Source organism: Burkholderia sp. Bp8986 (assembly GCF_003854225.1).
GTDB lineage: Bacteria > Pseudomonadota > Gammaproteobacteria > Burkholderiales > Burkholderiaceae > Burkholderia.
Window position 1 is genome coordinate 24,450 of record NZ_QTQM01000038.1, and the last position, 22,671, is coordinate 47,120.

General features: G+C 68.5%; 18 protein-coding genes. 10 read left to right on the forward strand and 8 right to left on the reverse strand.

All coding sequences use genetic code 11. From position 1 onward, the window contains the following. The first annotated feature begins 8 nt into the window (after window positions 1-8). A complete protein-coding gene (locus DID99_RS27345; protein WP_124667875.1) occupies window positions 9-1,100 on the forward strand; it encodes a porin in 1,092 nt (363 codons plus the stop codon). Between the two features lie 21 nt (window positions 1,101-1,121). Here the strand turns inward: DID99_RS27345 and DID99_RS27350 are convergent, their stop codons facing one another. Continuing rightward, a complete protein-coding gene (locus DID99_RS27350) occupies window positions 1,122-1,568 on the reverse strand; it encodes a hypothetical protein (protein ID WP_124667876.1) in 447 nt (148 codons plus the stop codon). Between the two features lie 423 nt (window positions 1,569-1,991). Between DID99_RS27350 and DID99_RS27355 the strand changes: the two genes are divergently transcribed. After that, a complete protein-coding gene (locus DID99_RS27355) occupies window positions 1,992-4,178 on the forward strand; it encodes a TonB-dependent siderophore receptor (protein WP_124667877.1) in 2,187 nt (728 codons plus the stop codon). 194 nt (window positions 4,179-4,372) lie between these two features. Here the strand turns inward: DID99_RS27355 and DID99_RS27360 are convergent, their stop codons facing one another. Together DID99_RS27360 and DID99_RS27370 are read right to left on the reverse strand one after the other, a co-directional pair. Beyond that, window positions 4,373-6,295: an SMP-30/gluconolactonase/LRE family protein gene (locus DID99_RS27360; RefSeq protein ID WP_124667878.1), complete on the reverse strand. Its 1,923-nt coding sequence runs from the start codon at window positions 6,293-6,295 to the stop codon at window positions 4,373-4,375. 664 nt (window positions 6,296-6,959) lie between these two features. After that, complete coding sequence (locus DID99_RS27370; protein ID WP_124667879.1) at window positions 6,960-8,153, reverse strand: porin; 1,194 nt, start codon at window positions 8,151-8,153, stop codon at window positions 6,960-6,962. A gap of 317 nt (window positions 8,154-8,470) precedes the next feature. Here DID99_RS27370 and DID99_RS27375 point away from each other — a divergent pair, with 317 nt between their 5' ends. From DID99_RS27375 to DID99_RS27390, 4 genes are all read left to right on the forward strand, one after another. Beyond that, window positions 8,471-9,103, forward strand: a complete 633-nt coding sequence (locus tag DID99_RS27375; RefSeq protein WP_124667880.1) for a LysE family translocator — start codon at window positions 8,471-8,473, stop codon at window positions 9,101-9,103. A gap of 96 nt (window positions 9,104-9,199) precedes the next feature. After that, complete coding sequence (locus tag DID99_RS27380; RefSeq protein WP_124667881.1) at window positions 9,200-9,736, forward strand: GNAT family N-acetyltransferase; 537 nt, start codon at window positions 9,200-9,202, stop codon at window positions 9,734-9,736. 99 nt (window positions 9,737-9,835) lie between these two features. After that, window positions 9,836-10,570 (forward strand): metallophosphoesterase, encoded by a 735-nt coding sequence (locus DID99_RS27385; RefSeq protein WP_124488675.1) that lies wholly within the window; start codon window positions 9,836-9,838, stop codon window positions 10,568-10,570. A 52-nt stretch (window positions 10,571-10,622) separates the two neighbouring features. Beyond that, window positions 10,623-11,234, forward strand: a complete 612-nt coding sequence (locus DID99_RS27390; RefSeq protein ID WP_124667882.1) for an alpha/beta fold hydrolase — start codon at window positions 10,623-10,625, stop codon at window positions 11,232-11,234. Between the two features lie 61 nt (window positions 11,235-11,295). Here DID99_RS27390 and DID99_RS27395 read toward each other — a convergent pair whose 3' ends face one another. Both DID99_RS27395 and DID99_RS27400 read right to left on the reverse strand, forming a co-directional pair. Beyond that, window positions 11,296-12,618 (reverse strand): ATP-binding protein, encoded by a 1,323-nt coding sequence (locus DID99_RS27395; RefSeq protein ID WP_124667883.1) that lies wholly within the window; start codon window positions 12,616-12,618, stop codon window positions 11,296-11,298. Further along, the gene (locus tag DID99_RS27400) at window positions 12,615-13,355 is read right to left on the reverse strand and encodes a response regulator (protein ID WP_044847429.1); all 741 of its coding nucleotides are present in this window, start codon (window positions 13,353-13,355) and stop codon (window positions 12,615-12,617) included. The genes DID99_RS27395 and DID99_RS27400 overlap by 4 nt, the downstream gene beginning before the upstream one ends. Window positions 13,356-13,582: 227 nt before the next feature. Here DID99_RS27400 and DID99_RS27410 point away from each other — a divergent pair, with 227 nt between their 5' ends. Further along, window positions 13,583-14,164, forward strand: a complete 582-nt coding sequence (locus DID99_RS27410) for a thioredoxin family protein (RefSeq protein ID WP_124667885.1) — start codon at window positions 13,583-13,585, stop codon at window positions 14,162-14,164. A gap of 49 nt (window positions 14,165-14,213) precedes the next feature. Here the strand turns inward: DID99_RS27410 and DID99_RS27415 are convergent, their stop codons facing one another. Then, complete coding sequence (locus tag DID99_RS27415) at window positions 14,214-14,852, reverse strand: FMN-binding negative transcriptional regulator (RefSeq protein WP_124523305.1); 639 nt, start codon at window positions 14,850-14,852, stop codon at window positions 14,214-14,216. Between the two features lie 126 nt (window positions 14,853-14,978). Between DID99_RS27415 and DID99_RS27420 the strand changes: the two genes are divergently transcribed. The 3 genes from DID99_RS27420 to DID99_RS27430 all read left to right on the forward strand — a co-directional run bounded on the left by DID99_RS27420 (window position 14,979) and on the right by DID99_RS27430 (window position 19,374). Next, window positions 14,979-16,532, forward strand: coding sequence for a PLP-dependent aminotransferase family protein (locus DID99_RS27420; protein ID WP_124667886.1), 1,554 nt, complete (start codon window positions 14,979-14,981; stop codon window positions 16,530-16,532). 98 nt (window positions 16,533-16,630) lie between these two features. Continuing rightward, window positions 16,631-18,829 (forward strand): penicillin-binding protein 1A, encoded by a 2,199-nt coding sequence (locus DID99_RS27425; RefSeq protein ID WP_124667887.1) that lies wholly within the window; start codon window positions 16,631-16,633, stop codon window positions 18,827-18,829. 98 nt (window positions 18,830-18,927) lie between these two features. Continuing rightward, window positions 18,928-19,374, forward strand: a complete 447-nt coding sequence (locus DID99_RS27430; protein WP_124667888.1) for a nuclear transport factor 2 family protein — start codon at window positions 18,928-18,930, stop codon at window positions 19,372-19,374. Between the two features lie 120 nt (window positions 19,375-19,494). On the opposite strand, the gene DID99_RS27435 is transcribed toward DID99_RS27430, so the two are convergent. Next, on the reverse strand, window positions 19,495-20,802 hold the full coding sequence (locus DID99_RS27435; protein WP_185733826.1) for a hypothetical protein: 1,308 nt from the start codon (window positions 20,800-20,802) through the stop codon (window positions 19,495-19,497). A gap of 334 nt (window positions 20,803-21,136) precedes the next feature. Then, complete coding sequence (locus DID99_RS27440) at window positions 21,137-22,555, reverse strand: MFS transporter (protein WP_124523313.1); 1,419 nt, start codon at window positions 22,553-22,555, stop codon at window positions 21,137-21,139. Window positions 22,556-22,671: the final 116 nt, after the last annotated feature.

Below are 22,671 nucleotides of genomic sequence, written 5' to 3' on the forward strand. Positions count from 1 at the left end.
GAGACACCATGAAAACGAAACTGGGCGTCGCACTCGCGACGGCGATGGCGCTGGCCGGACCGGCCTGTGCGCAAAGCAGCGTCACGCTGTACGGGATCATCGATACCGGCGTGTCCTACTACAACAACGCCGCGCGCGGCGGGTCGTTCACCGGGATGCCGACACTGACCGGCGAAGTGCCGTCACGCTGGGGCCTGAGAGGCACGGAGGATCTCGGCGGCGGCTACCAGACCTTCTTCGTGCTCGAAAACGGCTTCCAGCCGGGCACCGGCGCGCTGAACTACGGCGGGCGCCTGTTCGGGCGGCAGGCCAACGTGGGCGTAAACAGCCCGTTCGGCGCGCTGACCCTCGGCCGTCAGATGAACATGTCGATGATCGTGCTGACCAATGCCGACGTGATCGGCCCGTCGATTCATTCGATGGCGGATTTCGACTCGTATCTGCCGAACGCGCGCAGCGACAATGCGATCGGCTACAAGGGCACGTTCCACGGCGTGACGCTCGGCGCGACCTACAGCTTCGGCCGCGACGCGGCCGGGCCGGCGGGGCCGTCGGCGACGGGCTGCGCCGGACAGGTGCCCGGCGACATCGTCGCGTGCCGCCAATACACGGCGATGCTCGCGTATGACGCGAGCAATTTCGGGCTGGCCGCGTCGCACGACGTGATGCGCGGCGGCGGCGGCGCGCTCGCGCCGCTGAACAATCCGGCCTACACCGACACGCGCGACATCGTCGCCGGCTACGTGAAGATCGGCCCCGCGAAACTCGGCGCCGGGTGGATCCGCCGCAACCTCGCGGCGGCCGAGCACCTGCAGGCCGACATCGTGTTCGCGGGCGGCACGTACTACGCGACGCCCTACCTCGCGCTCGACCTGCAGGGCGTGCGCTACCTGCAACGCCGCGAAAACAAGGAAGGCACGAACGCCACGCTGGTCGTCGGGCGCGCAAACTATTTCCTGTCGAAGCGGACGACCGTGTATACGTCGGTGGGCTACATGTTCAACAGCGCGCTGGCCGCGAACGCGGTCGCGGCCGGCGGGACGGTCGGCACCGGGATGAATCAGCTCGGCGTGATGGCCGGCATCCAGCAGAAGTTCTGAACGCCGGACACCGCACCTCGATCAATCGGCGAGCCGGCAATGTGACAGCTTCAGCCCGGGCAGCACCGGCGCGTCGATATAACCTTCGTTCACGCAGCTGAAGCGGAAATTCGCGGACGCCGTGAACGGCTTGATCTCGCCGCCCGGGAATTTCGGTTTCAACGCGGCCTGGTCGGCCGCGTCGAAATGCGTGTCGAACTGCTCGCCGTCGGCCGTCAACGCACCGAAGTACGTACCGCCCGGGTCGCTGCCAATCCGCATCACCGCGCCGACGAACGCGAGGCGCCTGCCGTCGTATTTCGTCTTCGCGGCGGCCATGTCCTGCGTGTAGGCCTCGATCACGGTGGCGTAGTGCGCGTCGATCGCGGGCTCGGCGGCCGGCGCGGCGTAGCCGCTCTGGTGAACGCCCGCCAGCATCGCGCAGGCAGCCAGCGCGGCCGTCATGAACGGCGCGGAACTCTTTTTCATTGGGTGGTCTCCCGTCAAGCGTGGTGGTTGAAGTAATCGATCGCGGCGCTTCGCCGGCTGCCCGGCGAAACACCAGGGAATGACGTGCGGCCGTTGCGTCAATCGTTCGAATCGTGGAACACGGCTGCGATCACTTCAGCACCCGCATGGTCGGCTGCGGTGCGCGACGTCGCGCGGCACGCGACGTGACAGGAAGATGACATGGTGCGGCCCCCGGCTCTCATTGAATTTCACTGCGTCTATTTTTGGGCGCTACGGTAGCAGACGGCCGGCGGCCCGGCAATCGCGATGCCCGGTCCGAATCGGCCTCTTTACAATTGCAAACGATTCTCATTACGTATATCATGCACATCCTCCGCGCGACGCAGTAAAGGCGCTGCGGCCCGCGTCATCGTCCTTAGCACTCCGTCCATTCATCGATTCATGCCATCCCGCCGAACGCCCCACCGCGCCCGGACGCTTCGTCCGTGGCGCGCGAGCCTGCCTGCCCTGATCACGCTTTGCGTCGCAAGCGGCGCGCATGCGGATGCCGAACCGGCCGCCACGGCTTCGGCGGCCACGTCCTCGCCCTCGTCGACACCCGCGCGCCCCGAACGCGAACTGCCGACGATCAGCGTCAGCGCATCGTCAGCAGTCGATCCGACCGTCGGCTACCAGCCGCGCACGAGCAGCGTCGCCGGCGGCGACGATCGCCCGCTCAGGGAGATTCCGCAATCGGTCGCCGTGGTCAGCAGCAGCGTGATGCAGGACCAGCAGGCGCGCTCGCTCGACGACGTGCTCGGCAACATCAGCGGCGTCACGCAGACCAACACGCTCGGCGGCACGCGCGACGCGTTCATCAAGCGCGGCTTCGGCTCGAACAACGACGGCTCCGTGCTCGTCGACGGCGTGCGCACGCCGGTGCTGCACAGCTACCTCGCGACGATCGACCGCGTCGAAGTGCTGAAGGGCCCGGCTTCGCTGCTGTACGGGATGCAGGACCCGGGCGGCGTGATCAACCTCGTCACGCGCAAGCCGGAGGACACGTTCGGCGGCTCGATCTCGGCCTCGCGCACGAGCCACGGCGGCAGCAGCGCGCAGTTCGACCTGACCGGCCCGCTCGGCAAGCCGGGCCAGGTCGCGGGCGGCACGCTCGCATTCCGGCTCACCGGCGAATACGACACGAGCCGCTACTGGCGCAGCTTCGGCCGCGAGCGCAATGCGCTGATCGCGCCCGCGCTGTCGTGGCACGACGCGAACACGTCGATCGACGTCAGCTACCAGTACGTCGACTACACGATGCCGTTCGATCGCGGCACGGTGCTCGTGAACGGCCGCCCCGACGATGCGCTGCGCTATCGCCGCTACGAGGAAGCGTGGGCGCAAAGCAGCGGCATCCAGGAAACGCTGCGCGCGCGCGTCGAGCACCGCTTCTCCGACGCATGGCGCATGCGCGCGACCTACGGCTGGGGCCGCGACCGCTACGATCAATACATCGCCCGCGCGACCGCCTTCAACAGCACGACCGGCGCGCTGTCGCGCTCGTCCGACGCGAACCTCGGGCGCAACGACTCCGACCAGATCGCGACGCTCGGCCTGCTCGGCAACCTGACGCTCGCGGGGATGAGCCACGCGCTCTATGTCGGCGGCGAATACGAGCGGCAGCGCAGCTTCCGCGGCGACACGATCCGCGGCACCGCGACGAAGGGCTTCGATCTCTACGATCCCGTCTACGGCCTGCTCGCGCCCGGCGGCACGGTGAGCGCGAAGCAGAGCGATTCGCTCTCGAAGGTCCACACGTACTCGATGATCGTGCAGGACTCGGTGAAGATCACCGACCGGCTCACCGCGGTCGGCGGGCTGCGCTGGGAGGACTGGCAGCAGGAATCGGGAATGGGGCGGCCGTTCGTGTTCGCCGACCGCTCGCACGGCAACGTGTGGCTGCCGCAGTTCGGGCTCGCGTATGCGCTCACGCCGTCGCTGACCGCGTATGCGAACGTGAGCCGTTCGTTCAAGCCGAACGTCGCGTCGAACGTGGCCGCGCCGCTCGCGCCGGAATTCGGCCGCGTGCTGGAAGCCGGCCTGAAGTTCAGCCTGAAGCCGGGCATCACCGGCACGCTCGCGGCCTATCAGATCGACAAGCGCAACGTCGCGGTCACGGTCAACGACATCACGTCGACGATCGGCACCGCGCGCTCGCGCGGCATCGAACTCGACGTCGCGGGGCAGCTCACGCGGCACCTGAGCCTGATCGGCAGCTATGCGTACACGAACGCGAACGACCGCGACAGCAACACGCCGCTCGTCAACGTCGCGCGCCACACCGGCAGCCTGTTCGCGGTGTACGACACCGCGATCGCGAACCTCCCGGGGCGCTGGCGCTTCGGCGGCGGCGCGCGGCTCGTCGGCGCACGGTCCGGCGACACCGCGAACAGCTTCACGCTGCCCGGCTACGTGACCGTCGATGCGTTCGCGGCCTATGAAACGACGATCGGCAAGTTCCCGACGCGCATCCAGCTCAACGTGAAGAACCTGCTCGACAAGACCTACTATCCGTCGAGCAACAGCAACCTGATCGTCGCGGTCGGCGAGCCGCGGCTCGTCACGCTGACGACGACGGTGTCGTTCTGACGCATCTTCGCGCTGGGTGGCCGGGGCCGCGCAACGCGCTCCGGCCGTCGACACGAACCGGTATCAGCCGCCCCGCAAAATCGAGCAGGATCCTGCTGCTTTGCTCGGGATTGTGCTCGGCCATCTCGAGGTGAACGGCCGCGTGCTCGGCGCGCCATGAGACCGGGCCGGCCCGGGCGGCGCCGCTTGCACCATCACGGACGCCAGCGATACACGACGAGGCTCGACCCGTTGTAGTTGTCCTTCGTGATCACGTATTCGCCGGTCGAGCGCAGGTACGCACGGATGCCGTACATCGAGTCGACGTCGTTGCCGACGTCCATCGCCGACGTGTTCGAGTTCGTCAGCGTGGTGACGAGGCTGCCGGTGTTCAGGTCGAACACGTCGACGTTCGGCACCGTGTGCACGTAGCCGACGAACAGATAGTGGCCGGCCGCCGCCATCGATTTCGGATTCGCGCTCGTCAGGTTGATCGCCACGTTCGGCGTGCTCGTGTTGCCGACCATCCAGCCGCGATAGACCTCGATGTGCCCGTTCATCGCGGTCCAGTCCCAGCTGCCCGAGATGCCCTGCGCGAGGATCATCGTGTCGCTGTCGGCCTGGTAGATGATCCGCGTGAGCGGCAGCACGGTGCGCGGAATCGGAATCTGCACCGGCTTGCCCCATGTCGGCTTCCCGGCCGCGTCGAAACCCGTCATCGGATAGTGCGAGATGTTGTTGGTGCGATCGAGCCCGGCCCACACGTCGCCGTTGTCGTCGAGCGAGAAACCTGCCGTTACCTGCAGCGTCGTGTTGAACGGCTTGCCGGGAATCGAGCCGTCCGGAATCGCGATGTAGCCGCTCGCGCCGTTGAAGTGATAGAGGTTGTAGTTGCCCGGGTTCTGCCCGGTCGCGACGAGCATCCGGGTGCCCTTTACCAGCGCCAGCTGGCCGAAATGCTGGCCGCGCTGGTAGTCGTTCATGTCGAGGCGCGGGTCCTTCGGATAGCTGAACGGATCGATCGTGTTCGCGACGAACGTGCCGCCCGCGGTGCCGGTGTACACGTTGTTGCCGCTGTAGAAGAACGCGCCGTCGGTCGCCGGATCGGGCGCGGCGGCACCCTCGAAGTTCAGCGCCTGCAGCTTCCATTGCAGCGCGCCCGTCGGGTTGTACGAATGCAGGTCGGTGCTGCCGTTGCGCCCGAGATCCCAGCCGCCGCCCCACGCGTTGTTCAGCACGTACAGGTTGCCGGCCGCGTCCTTGCCGATGCCTGCGACGCGCGTGAAGCGCTTGTCGCCGACCTGCCCCTTGATGCCCGACGTCGTGTCGAGATAGCCGCCCTGCACGCCGAACGTGCCGAGCTGCACGGGCTGGCCCACGAGCGCGTAGATCTTGATGTTCATGTCGGGGCCTTCGTCGCCCACCAGCAACTGCCCGCGCGGCGCATCGAAATACAGCGATGCCGGCCGCGCGCGGGCCGCCATCTGGATCGTGCTCATCGCCGTGCCCGTCGGGCTGAACTGCGCGACGACGCCCGCGCTCTTGCGTGCGACCCACAGGTTGCCGGCCGCGTCGAGCGCCAGCGCGCCGGGCCCCGATACGCCGATGTCGCGCTGCCACACGCCGTCCGTCGTGTAGACGCGCACGCGGTTGCCGTAGAAGTCGCTCACGTACAGCAGGTTGCCGGTCGTCGCGAGGCCCGTGATCACGTCCGCGTACTGGATGCCCGTCCACGTGCTGACCGGAATGCGCAGGTCGCGCTGGTTCGTGCTGCGGTTGTAACGGCCGACCGAGCCGCTGCCGAACGTGCGGTTGTAGCCGAGCGCGACGAACAGCGCGTTCGCGTTGCCGGTGATCGCGCCGCCCTGGAATTCGTCATGAATGCCGATCGTGCCGAGCGTCTGCCCGTTCTGGTAGATCGCGACGCCGCCCGCGTTCTCGTCCCAGCGCGAAGCCGTATAAATCACGCCCTCGGGGGCGACCCACAGCGAGCGCGCGCCGTTGCCGACGTGCGCGGCGAGCGTGCCGAACGTGTTCGCGAGCCAGTCCGTCGTGTATTGCGCTTGTGCGTGACTGACCGGCGCCAGCATTGCCATGCACAATCCAAGCAATGCCGCGCGAATTTGTTTCGATAACATGAATGATGCTCCCGGACGATCGTTGTTCGACACTCTAATTCGCCGCGTATGAAATATCGGTGATTTTTTCAAGAACCGGTTCAATTACCGTGCAAACGATTCATTACGTTCCCTTACCGCACGACGCGAATTGACCAGCGATGGGGCATGCCGGGGTCACCACCGTGAAACCCGTCAACCAACGCCGTTGCGATCCGTCATTACCGGCACTTTGTTCCGAATTTCCTAATGCTCGCACGTCATTTTTTCTGACATGCGCGCATTGATTTTCATTTCCATGAAATCGATTCGATTATTACAAATCGAAATAGAAATGAAAGAGAAAAAATATTATCCGGCGCACGCAGCATTGCCGGGTAAATCGTGAATATATGAAATAAGGCAGTGTGCGGCGGAATGTCGTTGCCGATGAAGATGCGGACGAGGTCCGGGATGTACCGCGCGTGCGGCGAAGGGAAGTGGGCAGCGGTGAATGAGCAAGGCCGCACGCCGGCGGGGGCGGCCGGTTACGGTCAGCTCGCGCTGTCGAGCGTCGGGCCGTCCCGGCCGTCGAGGTACTTGGGCAGCGCATCGACGACGTCGATCACGCGCTACCGATGGAACAGAGGCATCCACGCAACCGGCGGCCCGCATCGAACGCGAGCCCCCGGTCATGCACATGACATTAGAACTTCTGACGCAGCCCGAGGCTGACGATCGCCTGCGATCGCGAGTCGGACGAGTGGCCGTTCGCCTTGTCCGACACCGATGCAGTCGCCGCCACCGGCCGGCCGAGCGCGTCGAGCGTCGTGCCCGACGCATGCTGGTACGCGCCGAGCAGGTACACGCTGGTGCGCTTCGACAGGTCGTAGACCGCACCGAGCGTGACGTTGTGATACTGCGCGCGGTTGTCTATGCCGTCGACATCGCTGCCGCGCGTGTAGCTGTAGCCCGCGAACAGTTGCGTCTGCGGCTGCACGTTCCAGCGCGTGAACACGCCCGCGACGTTGAACGTCGCATGACCGTTGAACAGCGACTGGGCCCCGCTGCGGTACTGCACGTTGCTGTAGTTCACCCCGACCACGGCCGGGCCGAAGTCGTACGTCGCGCCGGTCGCGATGATCTGCTGCGACTGCGCGCTCGCATAGCCTTCGTTGATCGACGAGTTGAACAGGCCGTCGTCGGTGCTTCGCCACTTGCCGGCGGTCGGGTCGGTCGCGCCCGTCTTGCTGTTGTCCGAACGCTCGTAGCCGACGCCCACGCGCAGCGGCCCTGCCGCGTACGCCGCGCCGACGCTCCACGTGTTGCGCTGCTTCATGCTGCCCGGCTGGCTGCCGAAGCCGTACAGCGCGCCGAACGTGAAGCCCGCGTAGTTCGCGCTCGTGTACTTGATCGAGTTGTCGACGCGCGCGGTCTGGTCGAGGTCGTCGATGTCGCCCGGGTGCGCGCCGAAGCCGCCGATGAACGACGACGGGCCGACCGGGCTCACGAAGTCGTCGAGCGACGTGTACTGGCGGCCGAGCGTGACCGTGCCGTAGCGATCGCTGCCGACGCCGACGAACGCCTGCCGGCCGAACTGGCGACCGCCCTGGCCCGACGTGCCGTTGGTGATGTCGAAGCCGTTCTCGAGCACGAACAGCGCGCGCATCCCGCCGCCGAGATCCTCGGCGCCCTTGATGCCCCAGCGGCTGCCGGACAGGTTGCCGGTAGTCAGGGCGACGTCCGAGTGCCCCGTATAGGCGCCCGGCGAGCCGACCCGTTCGTTGCTGCGATAGGTCACGCCCGCATCGACGATGCCGTACAGCGTGACGGAGCTTTGCGCGGAGGCGATGCCCGCGAGCGAGAGCAGCAGCGGTGCTGCGATCAGTTGCTTGTTCATGATTTTTTAGCGTCTCCGGGCGGTGAGCCCGTTGTTCTATGCGAGTAGCGCGTGCGGTCGGCGAGATCCGCCGGCATGGCGAGGCCGGCAGCGTCCGCACACGGGAACGCGCGCATGCGAAACGCGCGCGCGACGTCGCGGCCAGCATGCCCGCCGCGGCCGCCATGGTAGTTGGAACCGGTTCCGGTCGATAGCGCAATAATGAAAACAGCTTCTTGCCAAAATCGAGATAATCAGCCGCGCGGCGGACGTCCCTGTACAGCGCGAGGCCGCGCGCCCGATAATCGGGCACCCGCCTTCCACCGGGAGTCTTCGGCATGCATCAATCGACCCTGTTGATCTTCGCCGCCGTCGCGTTCGTCGGGATCGCGACGCCCGGCCCGACCGTGCTGCTCGCACTGACCAACGGCTCGCGCTACGGCGTGCGCCGCGCGGCCTACGGCTTCGCCGGCGCGATGCTGTCCGACTTCGTGCTGATCGTCGCGGTCGCGCTCGGCCTCGGCGCGCTGCTGATGGCCTCGGCGCTCTGGTTCTCGGTGGTGAAATGGCTCGGCGCCGCCTATCTCGCGTACGTCGGCATCCGGCTGCTCACGTCGAAGGGCTCGCTCGACGTCGCCGTCGCGCATGGCGGCGCGGCGTACGAACGCAACGCGTCGATCTTCGCGAAGAGCTTCCTGACCGCGGTGACGAATCCGAAGGGCTATCTGTTCTTCTCCGCGTTCTTGCCGCAGTTCCTCGATCCGGCCGCCCCGCTAGCACCGCAATACGTCGCGCTCGCGGTCACGTTCGCGCTGCTCGACGGCGCCGTGATGTTCGGCTACGCGCTGCTCGGCGCGCGCGCTATGCGGCTGCTGAAGCGCTCGGGCGCGCTGTGGCTCGAACGCACGTGCGGCGCGATGCTGCTCGCGCTGGCGGGATCGCTCGCGCTGTATCGGCGGCATGCTGCGTAGGAGCATCGGCATGCGCGGTGCTTCGGGCGCTTCGAGCGCTTCAGGCGCGCCGATCGCGCGGGTCGCATTACCCGCAACGTTCTCAACGGGCTCGCGATGAGAATCGACGTCCCGCCCCGCTCCGGTTTCCCCGGCCTGTCGCTGCGCCAGCTCGACCGCGCGGATCTCGACACGTGGTACGCATACCTGTCGAATCCCGACGTCGTCCGCCACACGAGCTGGAACCTGCATGCGCGCGACGATCTGCTGCCGCTGTTCGACGGCATCGAATCGGCTCATCCGGATTCGATCCGCCGCCTCGCGATCGTCGACGACGCGTCGGGCGCGCTCGCCGGGACCATCGGGCTGCATACGGTATCCACCGCGAACCGCTCGGCCGAGATCGCGTACGACCTCGCGCCGTCGCACTGGGGGCGCGGCATCGCGAGCGCGCTGTGCGCGAGCGTCACCGCATGGGCGTTCGCCGGAGGCGGCTTCATGCGGATCCAGGGCGTCGTGCTGACCAGCAATGCCGGCTCCGCGCGCGTGCTGCAGAAATGCGGCTACCGGTACGAAGGATTGCTGCGCGCATACCGGATGGTGCGCGGCGCGCCGGGCGATTTCGCGCTGTACGCGCGCCTCGCGACCGACTGACGGGCCGACGCGACGCGCCGATCCGCACGCCGTCGACGCGAATGGACGACCCGCGGCGAATTCGCGACAATCGCCGTTCCCCGCCTCGACTCCTTCGCCATGAAAATCGCCGCGCTGTCCGACATCCACGGCAACCTCGCCGCGCTCGACGCGGTGCTCGACGACGTGCGCCGCCGCGGCGCCGACGTGATCGTCAACCTCGGCGACATCGTGTCGGGCGCGCTCCATCCTGCCGCAACGGCCGACCGCCTGATCGCGCTCGACCTGCCGACCATCAAGGGCAATCACGAACGGCAACTGCTGACCGGCGATCGCGACACGATGCGGCTGTCCGACCGCTGGGCGCACGACACGCTGCGCGACGACCATCGCGCATGGATCGCCGCGCTGCCCGAGCGCCTGACGCTCGGCGACGATGTACTGATGGTGCACGGCACGCCCGCCAGCGACCTCGTCTACTTCCTCGAAACGGTCACGCCCGACGGCTGCCGTGCGGCGACGCCCGATGAAATCGCGCAGCGCGCGGGCGACGAGACGGCATCGCTGATTCTGTGCGGCCATACGCATGTGCCGCGCCTCGCGAAACTCGACGACGGCCGGCTGATCGTCAACCCCGGCAGTGTCGGGCTGCAAGCGTACGCGGACGATCTACCGCACCCGCACCGGATCGAAACGGGTTCGCCGCATGCGCGCTACGCGATGGTGTCGCGCACGCCGGCCGGCTGGCACGCCGAATTTCATGCGGTCGAATACGACTGGCATACGGCCGCCGCCACCGCGGCATCGCGCGGCCGCGACGACTGGACCGTCGCGCTGCGCACCGGCCGGTGCTGACGCATCGCCGCCTTCCATTCACCCGCTTCGTTCACCAGAAAGCCGATCCGTCATGCCCGTTCCGTCACAACTGCTGTTCCTGCCCGGCGCATCGGGCAGCACCGCCTTCTGGCAACCGCTCGCGAGCCGCCTCGCGCATCCGGCCGAGCGTCGGATCGTCGGCTATCCGGGCTTCGGCGACACGCCGCGCGATCCGGCCGTCGACGACTTCGACGGTCTCGTGCGCCATGTGCTGAGCGCGATCGACCGGCCGACCGCCGTGATCGCGCAATCGATGGGCGGCGTGATCGCGATGCGCGCGGCACTCGAACGTGCACCGCTCGTCACGCACCTGGTGCTGACGGTCACGTCGGGCGGCCTCGACATGCAGGGGCTCGGCGCGCAGGACTGGCGCGCCGGCTTCGCGCAAGCGAACCCGCAATTGCCCGACTGGTTCCTGACGTTGCGCGCCGACCTGTCGCGGGACATCGGCCGCATCGCGCAGCCGACGCTGCTGCTGTGGGGCGACGACGATCCGATCAGCCCGGTCGCGGCCGGCAAACGCCTGCTCGAACGGCTGCCCGATGCACGGCTGCACGTGGTGCCGGGCGGCCGGCACGATCTCGCGGCCGTGCATGCCGAAACGCTCGCGCCGCTCGTCGACGCGCATCTGCAGCGCGTGTGACGCAGCCCGCTTCGACCCAGAAGCCCGCGACGCGCTCGACGCCGCATTACACGGCGTAGCGTCAGGTCGCGTTCACCAGCGTCAACCGCGCTTCGAGCCCGCCGCCGTCCGGCCGGTTGCGCAACGTGAGCGTGCCGCCCATCGCGAGCGCAAGCTGCCGCGCGATCGCGAGGCCGAGCCCCGTGCCGCCCGTCTCGCGATTGCGCGACGTCTCCACGCGCCGGAACGGTTCGAACACCGCGTCGAGCTGATCGTCCGGAATGCCCGGCCCGCGATCGAGCACCGCGATGACCGCGCCGCCGCCCGGCGCCGCCTGTACGTCGATCTCGGCCGCGCCCGCGAACTTCAGCGCGTTGTCGACGAGGTTGCCGACGATCCGGCGCAGCGCCTTCGGCCGCGTGACGAGCGCGAGCGGGCCGCCGCCATGCAGCGCGACGTCCTGCCCCGCATCCATGTAGTCGCACACGATGCTGTCGAGCAGCGCATCGAGATCGATGCGGCGCGCGGCCTCTTCCGTGCCGTGCAGCGTGCGCGCATACGCGACGCCTTCCTTCACCAGATGCTCCATCTCGAGCAGGTCCTGGCGCAGCTTCGCGCCCTGCGCGTCGTCGTCCATCACGTCGACGCGCAGCCGCATCCGCGTGATCGGCGTCTGCAGGTCGTGCGAGATCGACGCGAGGATCTGCATGCGCTCGGCCATGTACTGCGCGATGCGGTCCTGCATCGCGTTGAACGCCCGCGCGGCACGCGCGACTTCGGACGGCCCGTCCTCGTTCAGGCGTTCGCCCTTCAGATCGGGACCGAGCGCGTCGGCCGCCTGCGCGAGCTGCTTCAGCGGCCGCGTCGCGAGCCGCACCGCGAGCCAGCAGCACCCGGCCAGCACCGCGAGCTGCAGCGCGAGCACGACGGGCAGCCAGCCCGACAGCGGCACCGTGGACATCGGGTGGATGTCGATCGTCAGCGGCGAGCCGTCGGTCAGGCGCAGATGCACCTGCAGATGTTCGCGATCGCCGGGGATCGCGTTCGCCGTCAGCGGATAGTCGCCGCCGATGCCGTCCGAGATCGAGCGCTCGACGCGCGCCGAGAGCCGCGCCTCCGGCGGCGTGCCCGTCTCGCCGGGCCCGAGGATGAACGCGTAGCTGCGCCGTGCGAGACGCGGCAGCCACGCGGCACGCTGGTCGGGCGGCAGGTGATCGAGCAGCGCGACCGAACTCGCGACCTCGCGTTCGATGTAGCCCATCATCAGGTTGGTGGTCGCCTGGTCGCGCTCGGTGACGGTGAGCCAGAACGACAGCGTCTGCGCGAGCGCGAGGCCCACGCACAGGATCAGCGCGAGCCGCGCGAACAGCGAGCGCGGCCAGTGCCACGGGGTGCGCGCGCTCATGCGTCGCCTTCGACCGCGGTCACCGCCGACGAGAACACGTAGCCCTCGTTGCGCAGCGTCTTGATGTAGCGCGGCTCGCGCGCGCCGTCGCGCAGGCGCTGGCGCAGCCGGCTCACGAGCAGGTCGATCGACCGGTCGAACGGATCGGACTGCCGGCCCTGCGTGAGGTTGAGCAACTGGTCGCGCGTCAGCACGCGCTGCGGATTGTCGAGGAACACGCGCAACAGCCGGTATTCGGCGCCGCTCAACGCGACCAGCGTGCCTTCGGCGTCGAGCAGGTGACGCCCCGTCGTGTCGAGCCGCCATTCGCCGAACGCGAGCATCGCGGCCGACTCCGTCACCTGCATGCCGGGCGGCAGCATGCGCGCGCGGCGCAGCACCGAGCGGATCCGCGCGAGTAGCTCGCGCACCGCGAACGGCTTTGCGAGATAGTCGTCGGCGCCCATCTCCAGACCGATGATGCGGTCGGTTTCCTCGCCACGCGCGGTCAGCATCAGCACCGGCACCGTCCGGAACTTGCCCGCGCGCAGATCGCGGCACAGCGTGAGGCCGTCCTCGCCGGGCATCATCAGGTCGAGCACGATCAGGTCGGGCGCGCCGTCGTCGAGCGCGTTGCGCATCTCGCGGCCGTTCGCGGCGAGCGACACGCGCATGCCGTTCTTCTCCAGGTAGTCCGCGATCAGTTCGCGGATCGCGCGATCGTCGTCGACGATCAGTACGTGGTCGATCTTGTCCATGGGCGGTGTCGTTGGCGTGATGTTCCGGCTGGCGATGTCCGCTTTTATACCCCACTGCGGGCACGCGTTTGTATCCCAATGTATCGCGCCGCCGTGGCGACACACAACATTGCACACGCGCGGCCTGCCGGACACATCGCAGATACGTCGGCGCGGCCCAATGAGGGCTGTCGAAACCTGTCCGGCCGCCGCCCCCGCGCGGCGGCCGGCCGAACCGGAGAACCGCCATGCCGACCAGACTCAAGACCGCCGCCCTCGTGATCGCCCTCGCCGCCACGGCCGGGCTCGCCGCGTTCGCCGGCACCCGCGACGAGGCGGGCATGCCCGCCTCGCTGGCCGGCACGCCGGCGCCCGACTTCACCGGCATCGAGCAATGGCACAACAGCGCGCCGCTCAAGCTCGACCAGCTGCGCGGCAAGGTCGTGCTGGTCGATTTCTGGACGTACTCGTGCATCAACTGCATTCATACGATTCCGTACGTGAACGACTGGTACCGGAAGTATCGCGACCAGGGGTTCGTCGTGGTCGGCGTCCATACGCCCGAGTATCCGTTCGAACGCGATGCGAAGAACGTCGCCGATGCGGTCAAGCGCTTCGGCATCCAGTATCCGGTCGCGCAGGACAACCGTTACGACACGTGGCGCGCGTACGGCAACCAGTACTGGCCCGCGCTGTACCTGATCGACGCGAACGGGAAGGTCGTCTATACGCGGTATGGCGAGGGCGGGTATGACAAGACGGAAGCGGCGATTCGGGGGGCGCTGGCGCAGGCGGGGGAAGTGGCGAAGGGCGCGACGCGTACGCAGTAGCGTGCGCCGGCGGGGGCGCGACATGCGCCCCCGTGCGATTCACCGTGACTCACCCGCGCTTCGCGTCGGCTTCCGCCAGCATCGCCTCCCCGATCGCGAGATTCCCGTCCGCGATCAGCGCGTCGCCCGCGCCGCGAATGTCGTCGACCGCCTTGTTCTGCCCGAGCTTGCGCTTGCCGACGAGCCGCGTGATCTCGATCTGCAGCCCGACGATCGACTGCAGCATCGTGTCGAGATAGTCCTTCGGCGCGTCGGCCATCTTCCACGGCGCCGGCTGCGACGCCTCGTGCGTGCGCGTCAGCCGCGCGACCACGCCGCGCACGAACTTCTCGTCGTCGCGCACGGTGATCCGGCCGTGCGCATGCACGACCACGTAGTTCCACGTCGGCACCTGCCGATGCGCGACGTGCTTGCTCGGGTACCAGTTCGGCGAGATGTACGCGTCGCCGGCGCGGAAGATCACGAGCACCTCGTCGCCGTCCGCGACGTCCTGCCAGACCGGATTCGCGCGCGCGACGTGCGCATGCAGTTCGCCGAGGCCGCCGTCGCCCGGCAGCAGTTCGAACGGAAGGTGGTTCGCGTCGAGCCCGCTGTTCCCGCGCGTGACCAGGGTGCCGAACGGATGCTGGACGATCAGTTCGCGCAGCACGTCGGGACGGGATTCGGCGAAATCGGCGGGGACATACATGGCGGCTCCACGGTCGGACAGGGTTGGGAGGGAACGGGTCGGAACCGGCCCGTCATGCCCCGATTGTGATCGCTAACTGGTTTATGCTGTAGAGCCGGTTTAGAACATTTTCAGCAGACCAGAATCATGGCCAGGACCGCCCGGATCGTCGAAATCCCGTCGCTCGGCGCGCTCGACCGCGCGGCCGGCGACCTGAGCCGCCAGCTCGCGCAGGCGTTGCGGGACGCGGTGCGCCGCGGCGACGTGCGGCCCGGCGACACGCTGCCGTCCACGCGGCTGCTCGCGGCATCGCTGCAGGTCGCGCGCGGCACCGTCGTCGACGCGTATGCGCAACTCGTCGCCGAAGGCTTCCTGGAGTCGCGCGGCGGCGCCGGCACGCGGGTCGCGAACGCGCTGGCCGAGCCGTCGCCGCCGGCTGGCGCACCGCCCGCCGCCCGCCAGCGCGCCGCCCATGCCGGCCTGCCCGAACCGGCCGCGACGTTTGCACGGATCGCCCGCGAATTCCGTCCGCTGCCGGCCGCGCCGTTCGCGATCTCGGTGCCGGTCGGGCTCACCGCGCCCGACGACATCTGGCGCCGGCTCGGCAACCGCCTGCGCGCCCGCGGCGCCGGCGCGCCGTCCGGTTATGCGGATCCGCAAGGCGCGCTGCCGCTGCGCGAAGCGATCGCCGATTACGTGCGCCGCTCGCGCTCGGTGCGCTGCAGCGCCGAGCAGGTCGTCATCACGAGCGGCACGCAACAGGGCCTGCACCTCGCGAGCCAGGTCCTGCTCGGCCCGAACGATCGCGCGTGGGTCGAGAATCCCGCCTATCGCGGCATCACCGCGCTGCTCGAGAGCACCGGGCGGCGCGACGCGATGGTCCGCGTGCCGGTCGACGCGGACGGCATCGACGTCGAGGCCGGCATCCGTCTCGCGCCGGACGCGCGCGCGGCGTTCGTCACGCCGTCGCACCAGTATCCGCTCGGGATGCCGATGAGCATGGCACGCCGCAACGCGCTGCTCGGCTGGGCGCGCGCGCATCGCGCATGGGTGGTCGAGGACGACTACGACAGCGAGCTGCGCTACGAAGGCTATCCGTTCCCGTCGCTGCAAGGCCTGGATCCGGAACACGTGATCTATCTCGGCACGTTCAGCAAGATCCTGTTCCCGTCGCTGCGGCTCGGCTACGTGATCGCGCCCGCCGAGCTCGTGCCCGCGTTCTGCGGCGCGCGCGTGCTGATGGATCGCCACGCGCCGACCGCCGATCAGCACGTGCTCGCCGCCTTCATCGCGGAAGGCCATCTCGACCGCCACATCCGCCGCGTGCGCGGCGTCTACGCGGAACAGCGCGCGCTGCTGATCGACACGCTCGGCGCGCGGCTGCCGCGCGAGCGCGCCTGGGTGCAGCCGGGCGATCAGGGGATGCACGTCGTGCTGTGGCTCGCGGAAGGGATCGACGATCTCGACGTGGTGGCGCGCGCCGTCCGGGCGGGCGTGGCCGTGCGCGCGGTGTCGCCGATGTTCGCGCCGGGCACCGCGCGTCCGGGCCTCGTGCTCGGCTTCGGCGGGTTCGATCGCGCACGGATGGAAGCGGCCGCGCAGCGGCTCGCGGATGTGGTCGGCGAAGCCGCCGGCGTCGATTCGTCGGAGGAATTGCGGCGGCGCACGCGACGAAAGGTTGTCCGCGGGCAACAAACGTAATCGTCTGTAACGCCTGCAGGAAAAACCGGCGTTTTGGCCACAGGTGACGCTGCGCGGTTTGCTAGGATCGCGCCTTTTCCGTTCGCGCTCCTGCCGCCGTGAATCGCTTCGTGCCGTATCTTCGAGATCTGTGGCTTCGCTGCCGTACCGGCGCCCGCGCGCTCGGCGTCGGGGCGTGGCACCGCCTGCGCCATCCGACGCGCCGCGGCGTCGCGCTGACGCTCGCCGCGATCCCCGTGCTCGGCCTGCTGGTCCTGCTCGCGTTCGTGCCGTTCACGCCGAGCATCGGCGACATCCGCAAGGCGCGCATCGACCGTCCCGCGCGCGTGCTGTCGGCCGACGGCCAGCTGATCGCCGAGTTCCGGCCCGTGAACCGCGAATGGGTGCCGCTCAAGCAGATCTCGCCGCACATGGTCGACGCGCTGATCGCGACCGAGGACCACCGCTTCTACGCGCATCACGGCATCGACTGGCGCCGCACGCTCGCGGCCGGGCTGCATACGTTCTCGGGCAGCCGCCAGGGCGGCTCGACGATCACGCAGCAGCTCGCCCGCAACCTGTATCCGGACGAAGTCGGCCGCGCGCCGACGCTCACGCGCAAGGTGAAGGAGCTGATCACCGCGTTCAAGATCGAGGCCGTCTACAGCAAGGACGAGATTCTCGAGACTTACCTGAACACCGTGCCGTTCCTGTACAACGCGTACGGCGTCGAAATGGCCGCGCGCACCTATTTCGGCAAATCGGCGGACCAGCTCGACATCGTCGAAAGCGCGACGCTCGTCGGGATGCTGAAGGGCAACAGCTACTACAACCCGGTGCTGAATCCGGAGCGCGCGGTCCAGCGCCGCAACATCGTGCTCGCGCGGATGGCCGCGATGGGCATGCTGTCGCCGCGGCAGCTCGCGCAGTTGCAGCGCCGGCCGCTGCGCGTCGACTTCGAGCCGCAAACCGCGCAACCCGGCCCCGCCCCGCACTTCGCGGTGCAGTTGCGCAAGTGGCTGATCGCCTGGGCCGACCGCAACAACTACGACCTCTACTCGGACGGCCTCGTCGTGCGCACGACGCTCGATGCGCAATTGCAGGAGATGGCGACGCGAGCGCTGACGCAGCAAACCGATCGCCTGCAGGCGATCGCCGATGACGCGTGGCACAACCCGTCCGGCTGCGGGCTGCGCAACGACCTGTTCCGCGGCTTCATCCGGCAGACGCCCGACTATCGCGACGCGCGCGCCGCCGGGCTCGCCGACGCGGCCGCGCTGAAGCAGCTCGGCGCGAATCGCGCGTTCGTGCGCGCGTTGTGCGAGCGCAAGACACAGGTACAGGCCGGCTTCGTCGCGCTCGATCCGCGCAACGGCGCGATTCGCGCGTGGGTCGGCAGCCCCGATTTCGGCAACGAGCCGTTCGATCACGTCGTGCAGGCGCGGCGCCAGCCGGGCTCGACGTTCAAGCCGTTCGTCTATGGCGCCGCGTTCGCGGACGGCATGCGGCCGGACGATACGTTCGTCGATCGCCCGGTGGCGATTCCGATCGGCGCGCGCGCGGTGTGGCGCCCGACCGATGCCGAACCGCCGACGGACGCACCGATGACGCTGCGCGACGCACTCGCCCTGTCGCGCAATCGCATCACCGCGCAGGTGATGCAGCGCGAAGGCGCGGCCAGGGTCGCACAGCTCGCCCGTGCGATGGGCGTGCGCGAAAGTCCGCTCGACGCGGTGCCGTCGCTCGCGCTCGGTACGAGCCCCGTCACGCTGAAGGAAATGGTGTCCGCGTACGGGACGATCGCGAACCGCGGCGTGTACGTCGCGCCGCAGATGATCACGCGCATCGAGGATCGCGACGGCAAGGTGCTCGCCGCGTTCGGCAGCGCGCCGCCCGAACGCGCGATGCCGGTGGCCGCGGCACAGACGCTGGTCGACGTGATGCGCGGCGTCGTCGATTACGGGACCGGTGCCGACATCCGCTCGCGCTACGGGATTCGCATCGACGTCGCGGGCAAGACCGGCACGACGCAGGACAACACGGACGGCTGGTTCATCCTGATGCATCCGCAACTGGTGGCCGGCGCGTGGGTCGGCTTCGACGACGGCAACGTGACGCTGCGCAGCGACTACTGGGGCGCGGGCGCGCACAGCGCGCTGCCGATCGTCGGCTCGTTCTACGATGCGGCGCTGCGTGCGCGTGCGATCGACCCGCATGTGCAGTTCTCGCCCGACTTCCGGCCGCGCAGCGCGCCGGCGCCGGCACCGAGGCGGCGTCCGCATCCGGGCCTGTTCGACTGGCTGAAGATTTTCCGCTGAGCGCGGCACGACTAAGACGCTTCGTCCACCCGGACGAAGCGATCCCGGCCCGCACCGCGCATCATCGACGCAACCCGTCCATCGATGCCGGAGGCCGCATGACCCACAGCGCTGTCCAAATCGCGAACCTGCTGTACCGCTACGCGGAGCTGCTCGACGCCGGTGACCTGCCGGGGATGGCGACGCTGTTCCGGCATGCGCGGATCAAGGTCGAGGAAGCGGCGCCGACGATCGGCGCCGATGAATTGCTCGCGCTGTTCGACGCGCGCGTGAAGCGCTACGCGTGCGGCACGCCGCGCACGAAGCATGTAATCACGAATCCGCTCATCGAGATCGACGAAGCCGCACATCGCGCGACGGCTCGCTCGTACTACACGGTGCTGCAGGCCGTCGACGGCCTCGCGCTGCAGCCGATCGCAGCGGGCCGCTATCACGACGCGTTCGAGCGCGTCGACGGCGCATGGCGTTTCGCGTTCCGCGACTACACGCTGTTCGATTTCGCGGGCGACCTGCGTCGCCACCTGAACGACGCGCCGGCGGGTTGACGCGCCGGCCGGCGAACGCGGCCGGCAACGCGCTCAGGCCGCCGCGAGCATCGCGGCCAGTGCGTCGAACTCCGGCGCCCACGCCGCGCGGCCTTCGTCGCGCCGGCGGACCGGCTGTCGTCAGTCCGCCGTGTCGCCGCTCTTCGGCAGCTTCGACCATGCGTTGCGTCCCGGCGCCGGCGACCATGCCGGACGCGTCTTGCGCGCGCTGTCGATCACGACCAGGTAGCGCCCGGCGATCGGCGTGACGTCGCGATCGCGGCGCAGCACCCACAACGACTTGCCGTCCTCGACGCGCGCCTCGTAGTCGTCGTCGAGGATGCCGTGCTGGTCGATGAACGCGTTCAGCGAAGCAGGAATCCGCACGCAGCCTTTCGAGTGCCGGATGCCGAGCAGCGGCTCGAGGCGATCGGGATCGGTCGCGTGCATCTGGAAGCGCATCGGCGACTTGCCGCCCTTGCCCCAGCCGCGCTCGCCGTCCACCCAGCCGAAGTCGTAGATGCGCATGTCGCGCTTGCCGTAGCCGCGAATACCGTTGTCGTTCGTCGTGCCTTCCGCGCGGAAATCCATGTTGTCGGGCGAGTGGTGGAACACGCCGAGCGGCGTCAGGAAGTGATCGTATTTGCCGGGCCAGCCGGTGCCGACCGGCGACGCGCCGATCATCAGCCACGCATTGGTCGGCGTCGCGCGGAAGTAGATGAACAGCGCCTGCACGTTCGGCGCGCGGTCGACGATCGCGACGTATTCGCCGGCCAGGTCGCCGAGGTCGGCATCGGCGAGCGCCTGCTGAAGGCGGACGCCATACGCGCGCTGCTCGCTCGCGGGCACGTTCAGGCGTCGCGTGACTTCCTGCGTGAAGCGCTTGCGCATGTCTATCGCACGCGCGGTTGCGCTCTTCGCTTCGTCGGCCGACAGCGGCGGGTGCCGGCGCGGCGGCGTCGGTGCGGGTGCTTCGGCTTCGCTTGCCGGCGTGCCGGATGCTGCCGATGCAGGCGACGCTGCCGATGCCGCGGATGCTGCCGATGCGGCGGAAGCCGGGGATGCCCCACTAGCGGGCGACGCATGATGCGCGGCGGATGCCGCGGATGACGGAGCGACTCCGGACGACACATGCGCCGACGAAGCCGAATGCGCGGCCGAAGCCGCGGATGACGACGCGACTCCCGACGACACATGCGCCGGCGAAGCCGAACGCGCGGCCGAAGCCGTTGATGAGGATGACGTAGTAGTTGCCGACGGCACGTCGGACGCGGCAAAGGCGGGCCGCGCGGCAAGCACGGAGATCGGGAGAACGGCCGCGAGCCACACATGGGTGGCGACCGCGAGAGTACGGCAACGCGGCTTGTACAACCGCCGCGTCAGGTCGGAGAGCATCATGCGATCGAAACCATCGGCCGAACCGGCCGCCGCACGTTGCGAACGGCGCATCTCCCGCGCGAGCCATCGACACGCCGGCCGCACGCATGTGGCCGGCGCCGACGCCTCTTCGCGGTGGAGTCGTTCGCAGTACAACGCGTTCGGTCCAATGGCGGCTAATGAGTCGTCAGGTCTTTCATTCTACCCGCGCGGACACGAATCGGCAGGGCCGCTTCCCCGGTTTCGCCGCGGTTTTGCGCTTCGTCACACTTTGTTTCAACTCATTGCCGCTTGATGCGCCGCTGCATGGCAGGTTGCTTCGCCGGGCGTGTCCGGCAATACAAAACCGAAACGCCCGGAAATTCACTCGCATGCTGCATACGACACGCGAGCGCGCGCTCCCCGTCTACTTCGAAATGGTTTCGAGCGCGATGCCCCTGGTACGCGGCCCCATGAACCCGATCGCGGCCATCACGATCACCATCGCGCCGGCGATGAACGCGAACACGCCGAACGTGCCGAAACCCTTCAGCACGGCCGCGATCACGAACGACGAGAAGATCGCCGAGAAGCGGCTCCACGAGTAGACGAAGCCCACCGCGCGCGCGCGGATCGACGTCGGGAACAGCTCGGCCTGATACGCGTGGAAGCTGTACGACATGATGTTGCTCGCGAGCGTGAGGCCGATGCCGAGCACGATCAGGAACGCGCCCACCGTCGTCTGGCTGAACAGCAGCCCGCAGACGACGATCGCCGCCGCCATCGCGACGATCACCGACTTGCGCTCGAAGCGGTCGGCGATCACGAGGCCGATCAGTGGGCCGAGCGGCGCCGCGAGCGCGATCACGCTCGAATACATGAGACTCGACGTGATCGTGATGCCCTGCTTGATCAGCAGCGTCGGCACCCAGTTCGCGAAGCCGTAGAAGCCGACCGTCTGGAACACGTTGAAGATCGTCATCATGATCGTGCGGCTGCGATACGGCGGCACCCACATGTCGCGGAAGCTGCCGCGCGGCGGCACCGGCTCGGAGGGCGCGGGCGGCGGCAGCGGCCGGCCGTATTCGGCTTCGACCTTCGCCTCGAGCGCGCGCATGATGCGGTCGGCTTCGTCGACGCGGCCCTGCTGCGCGAGCCAGCGCGGGCTCTCCGGCAGCGCGCGGCGAATCCACCACACGAACAGCGCGCCGTGCGCGCCGATCAGCACGACCCAGCGCCAGCCGTCGAGGCCGAACGGTGCGTGCGGCACGAGCAGGTACGCGAGGAACGCGACCACCGGCACCGCGACGAACCCGACCGCCTGCTCGCACGCGAACGCGCGGCCGCGGATCTGCTTCGGCACGAGTTCGGAGATGTACGTGCCGATCGTCACCATCTCGACGCCGAGCCCTAGGCCGACGACGAAACGCCAGAAGTTCAGCCCGCCTGCCGTGTCCTGGAACGCCATCACGACGTTGGCGGCCGTGTACCACAGCAGCGACCACGTGAAGATCGCGCGGCGGCCGAAGCGGTCCGCGAGGAAGCCGCATGCGATCGTGCCGATGAAGAGGCCGGAGAACAGCGCGGCGATGAAGCTCGCAACGCCCGTGGTGCCGAACAGGCCGTGCGTCGTCGCGGACAGGATCCCGCTTTTCACGAGGCCCGGCGCGACGTAGCCGCTGTACAGCAGATCGTAGAGTTCGAAGAAGAAGCCGAGGCTCAGCAGCACGACGAGCTTCCAGACGCTGCGGGTCGGCGGCAGGCGGTCGAGGCGGGCTGAAATCGAGCCGGCGTCGATGGAAGAGGACGAGGTGGCTGCCTGGGGAAAGCTGTCCGTTGAGACCATCTGGGTCGTGTCTCCTGATCGTGTCGTGTGTTGTTGTCCGGCGGCCGATCGGCCCGGCCGCCGTCGGGCGATTCGTCGCATTGTACCGGCACGCCGCGCGCGCCGCGTCGCGTGGC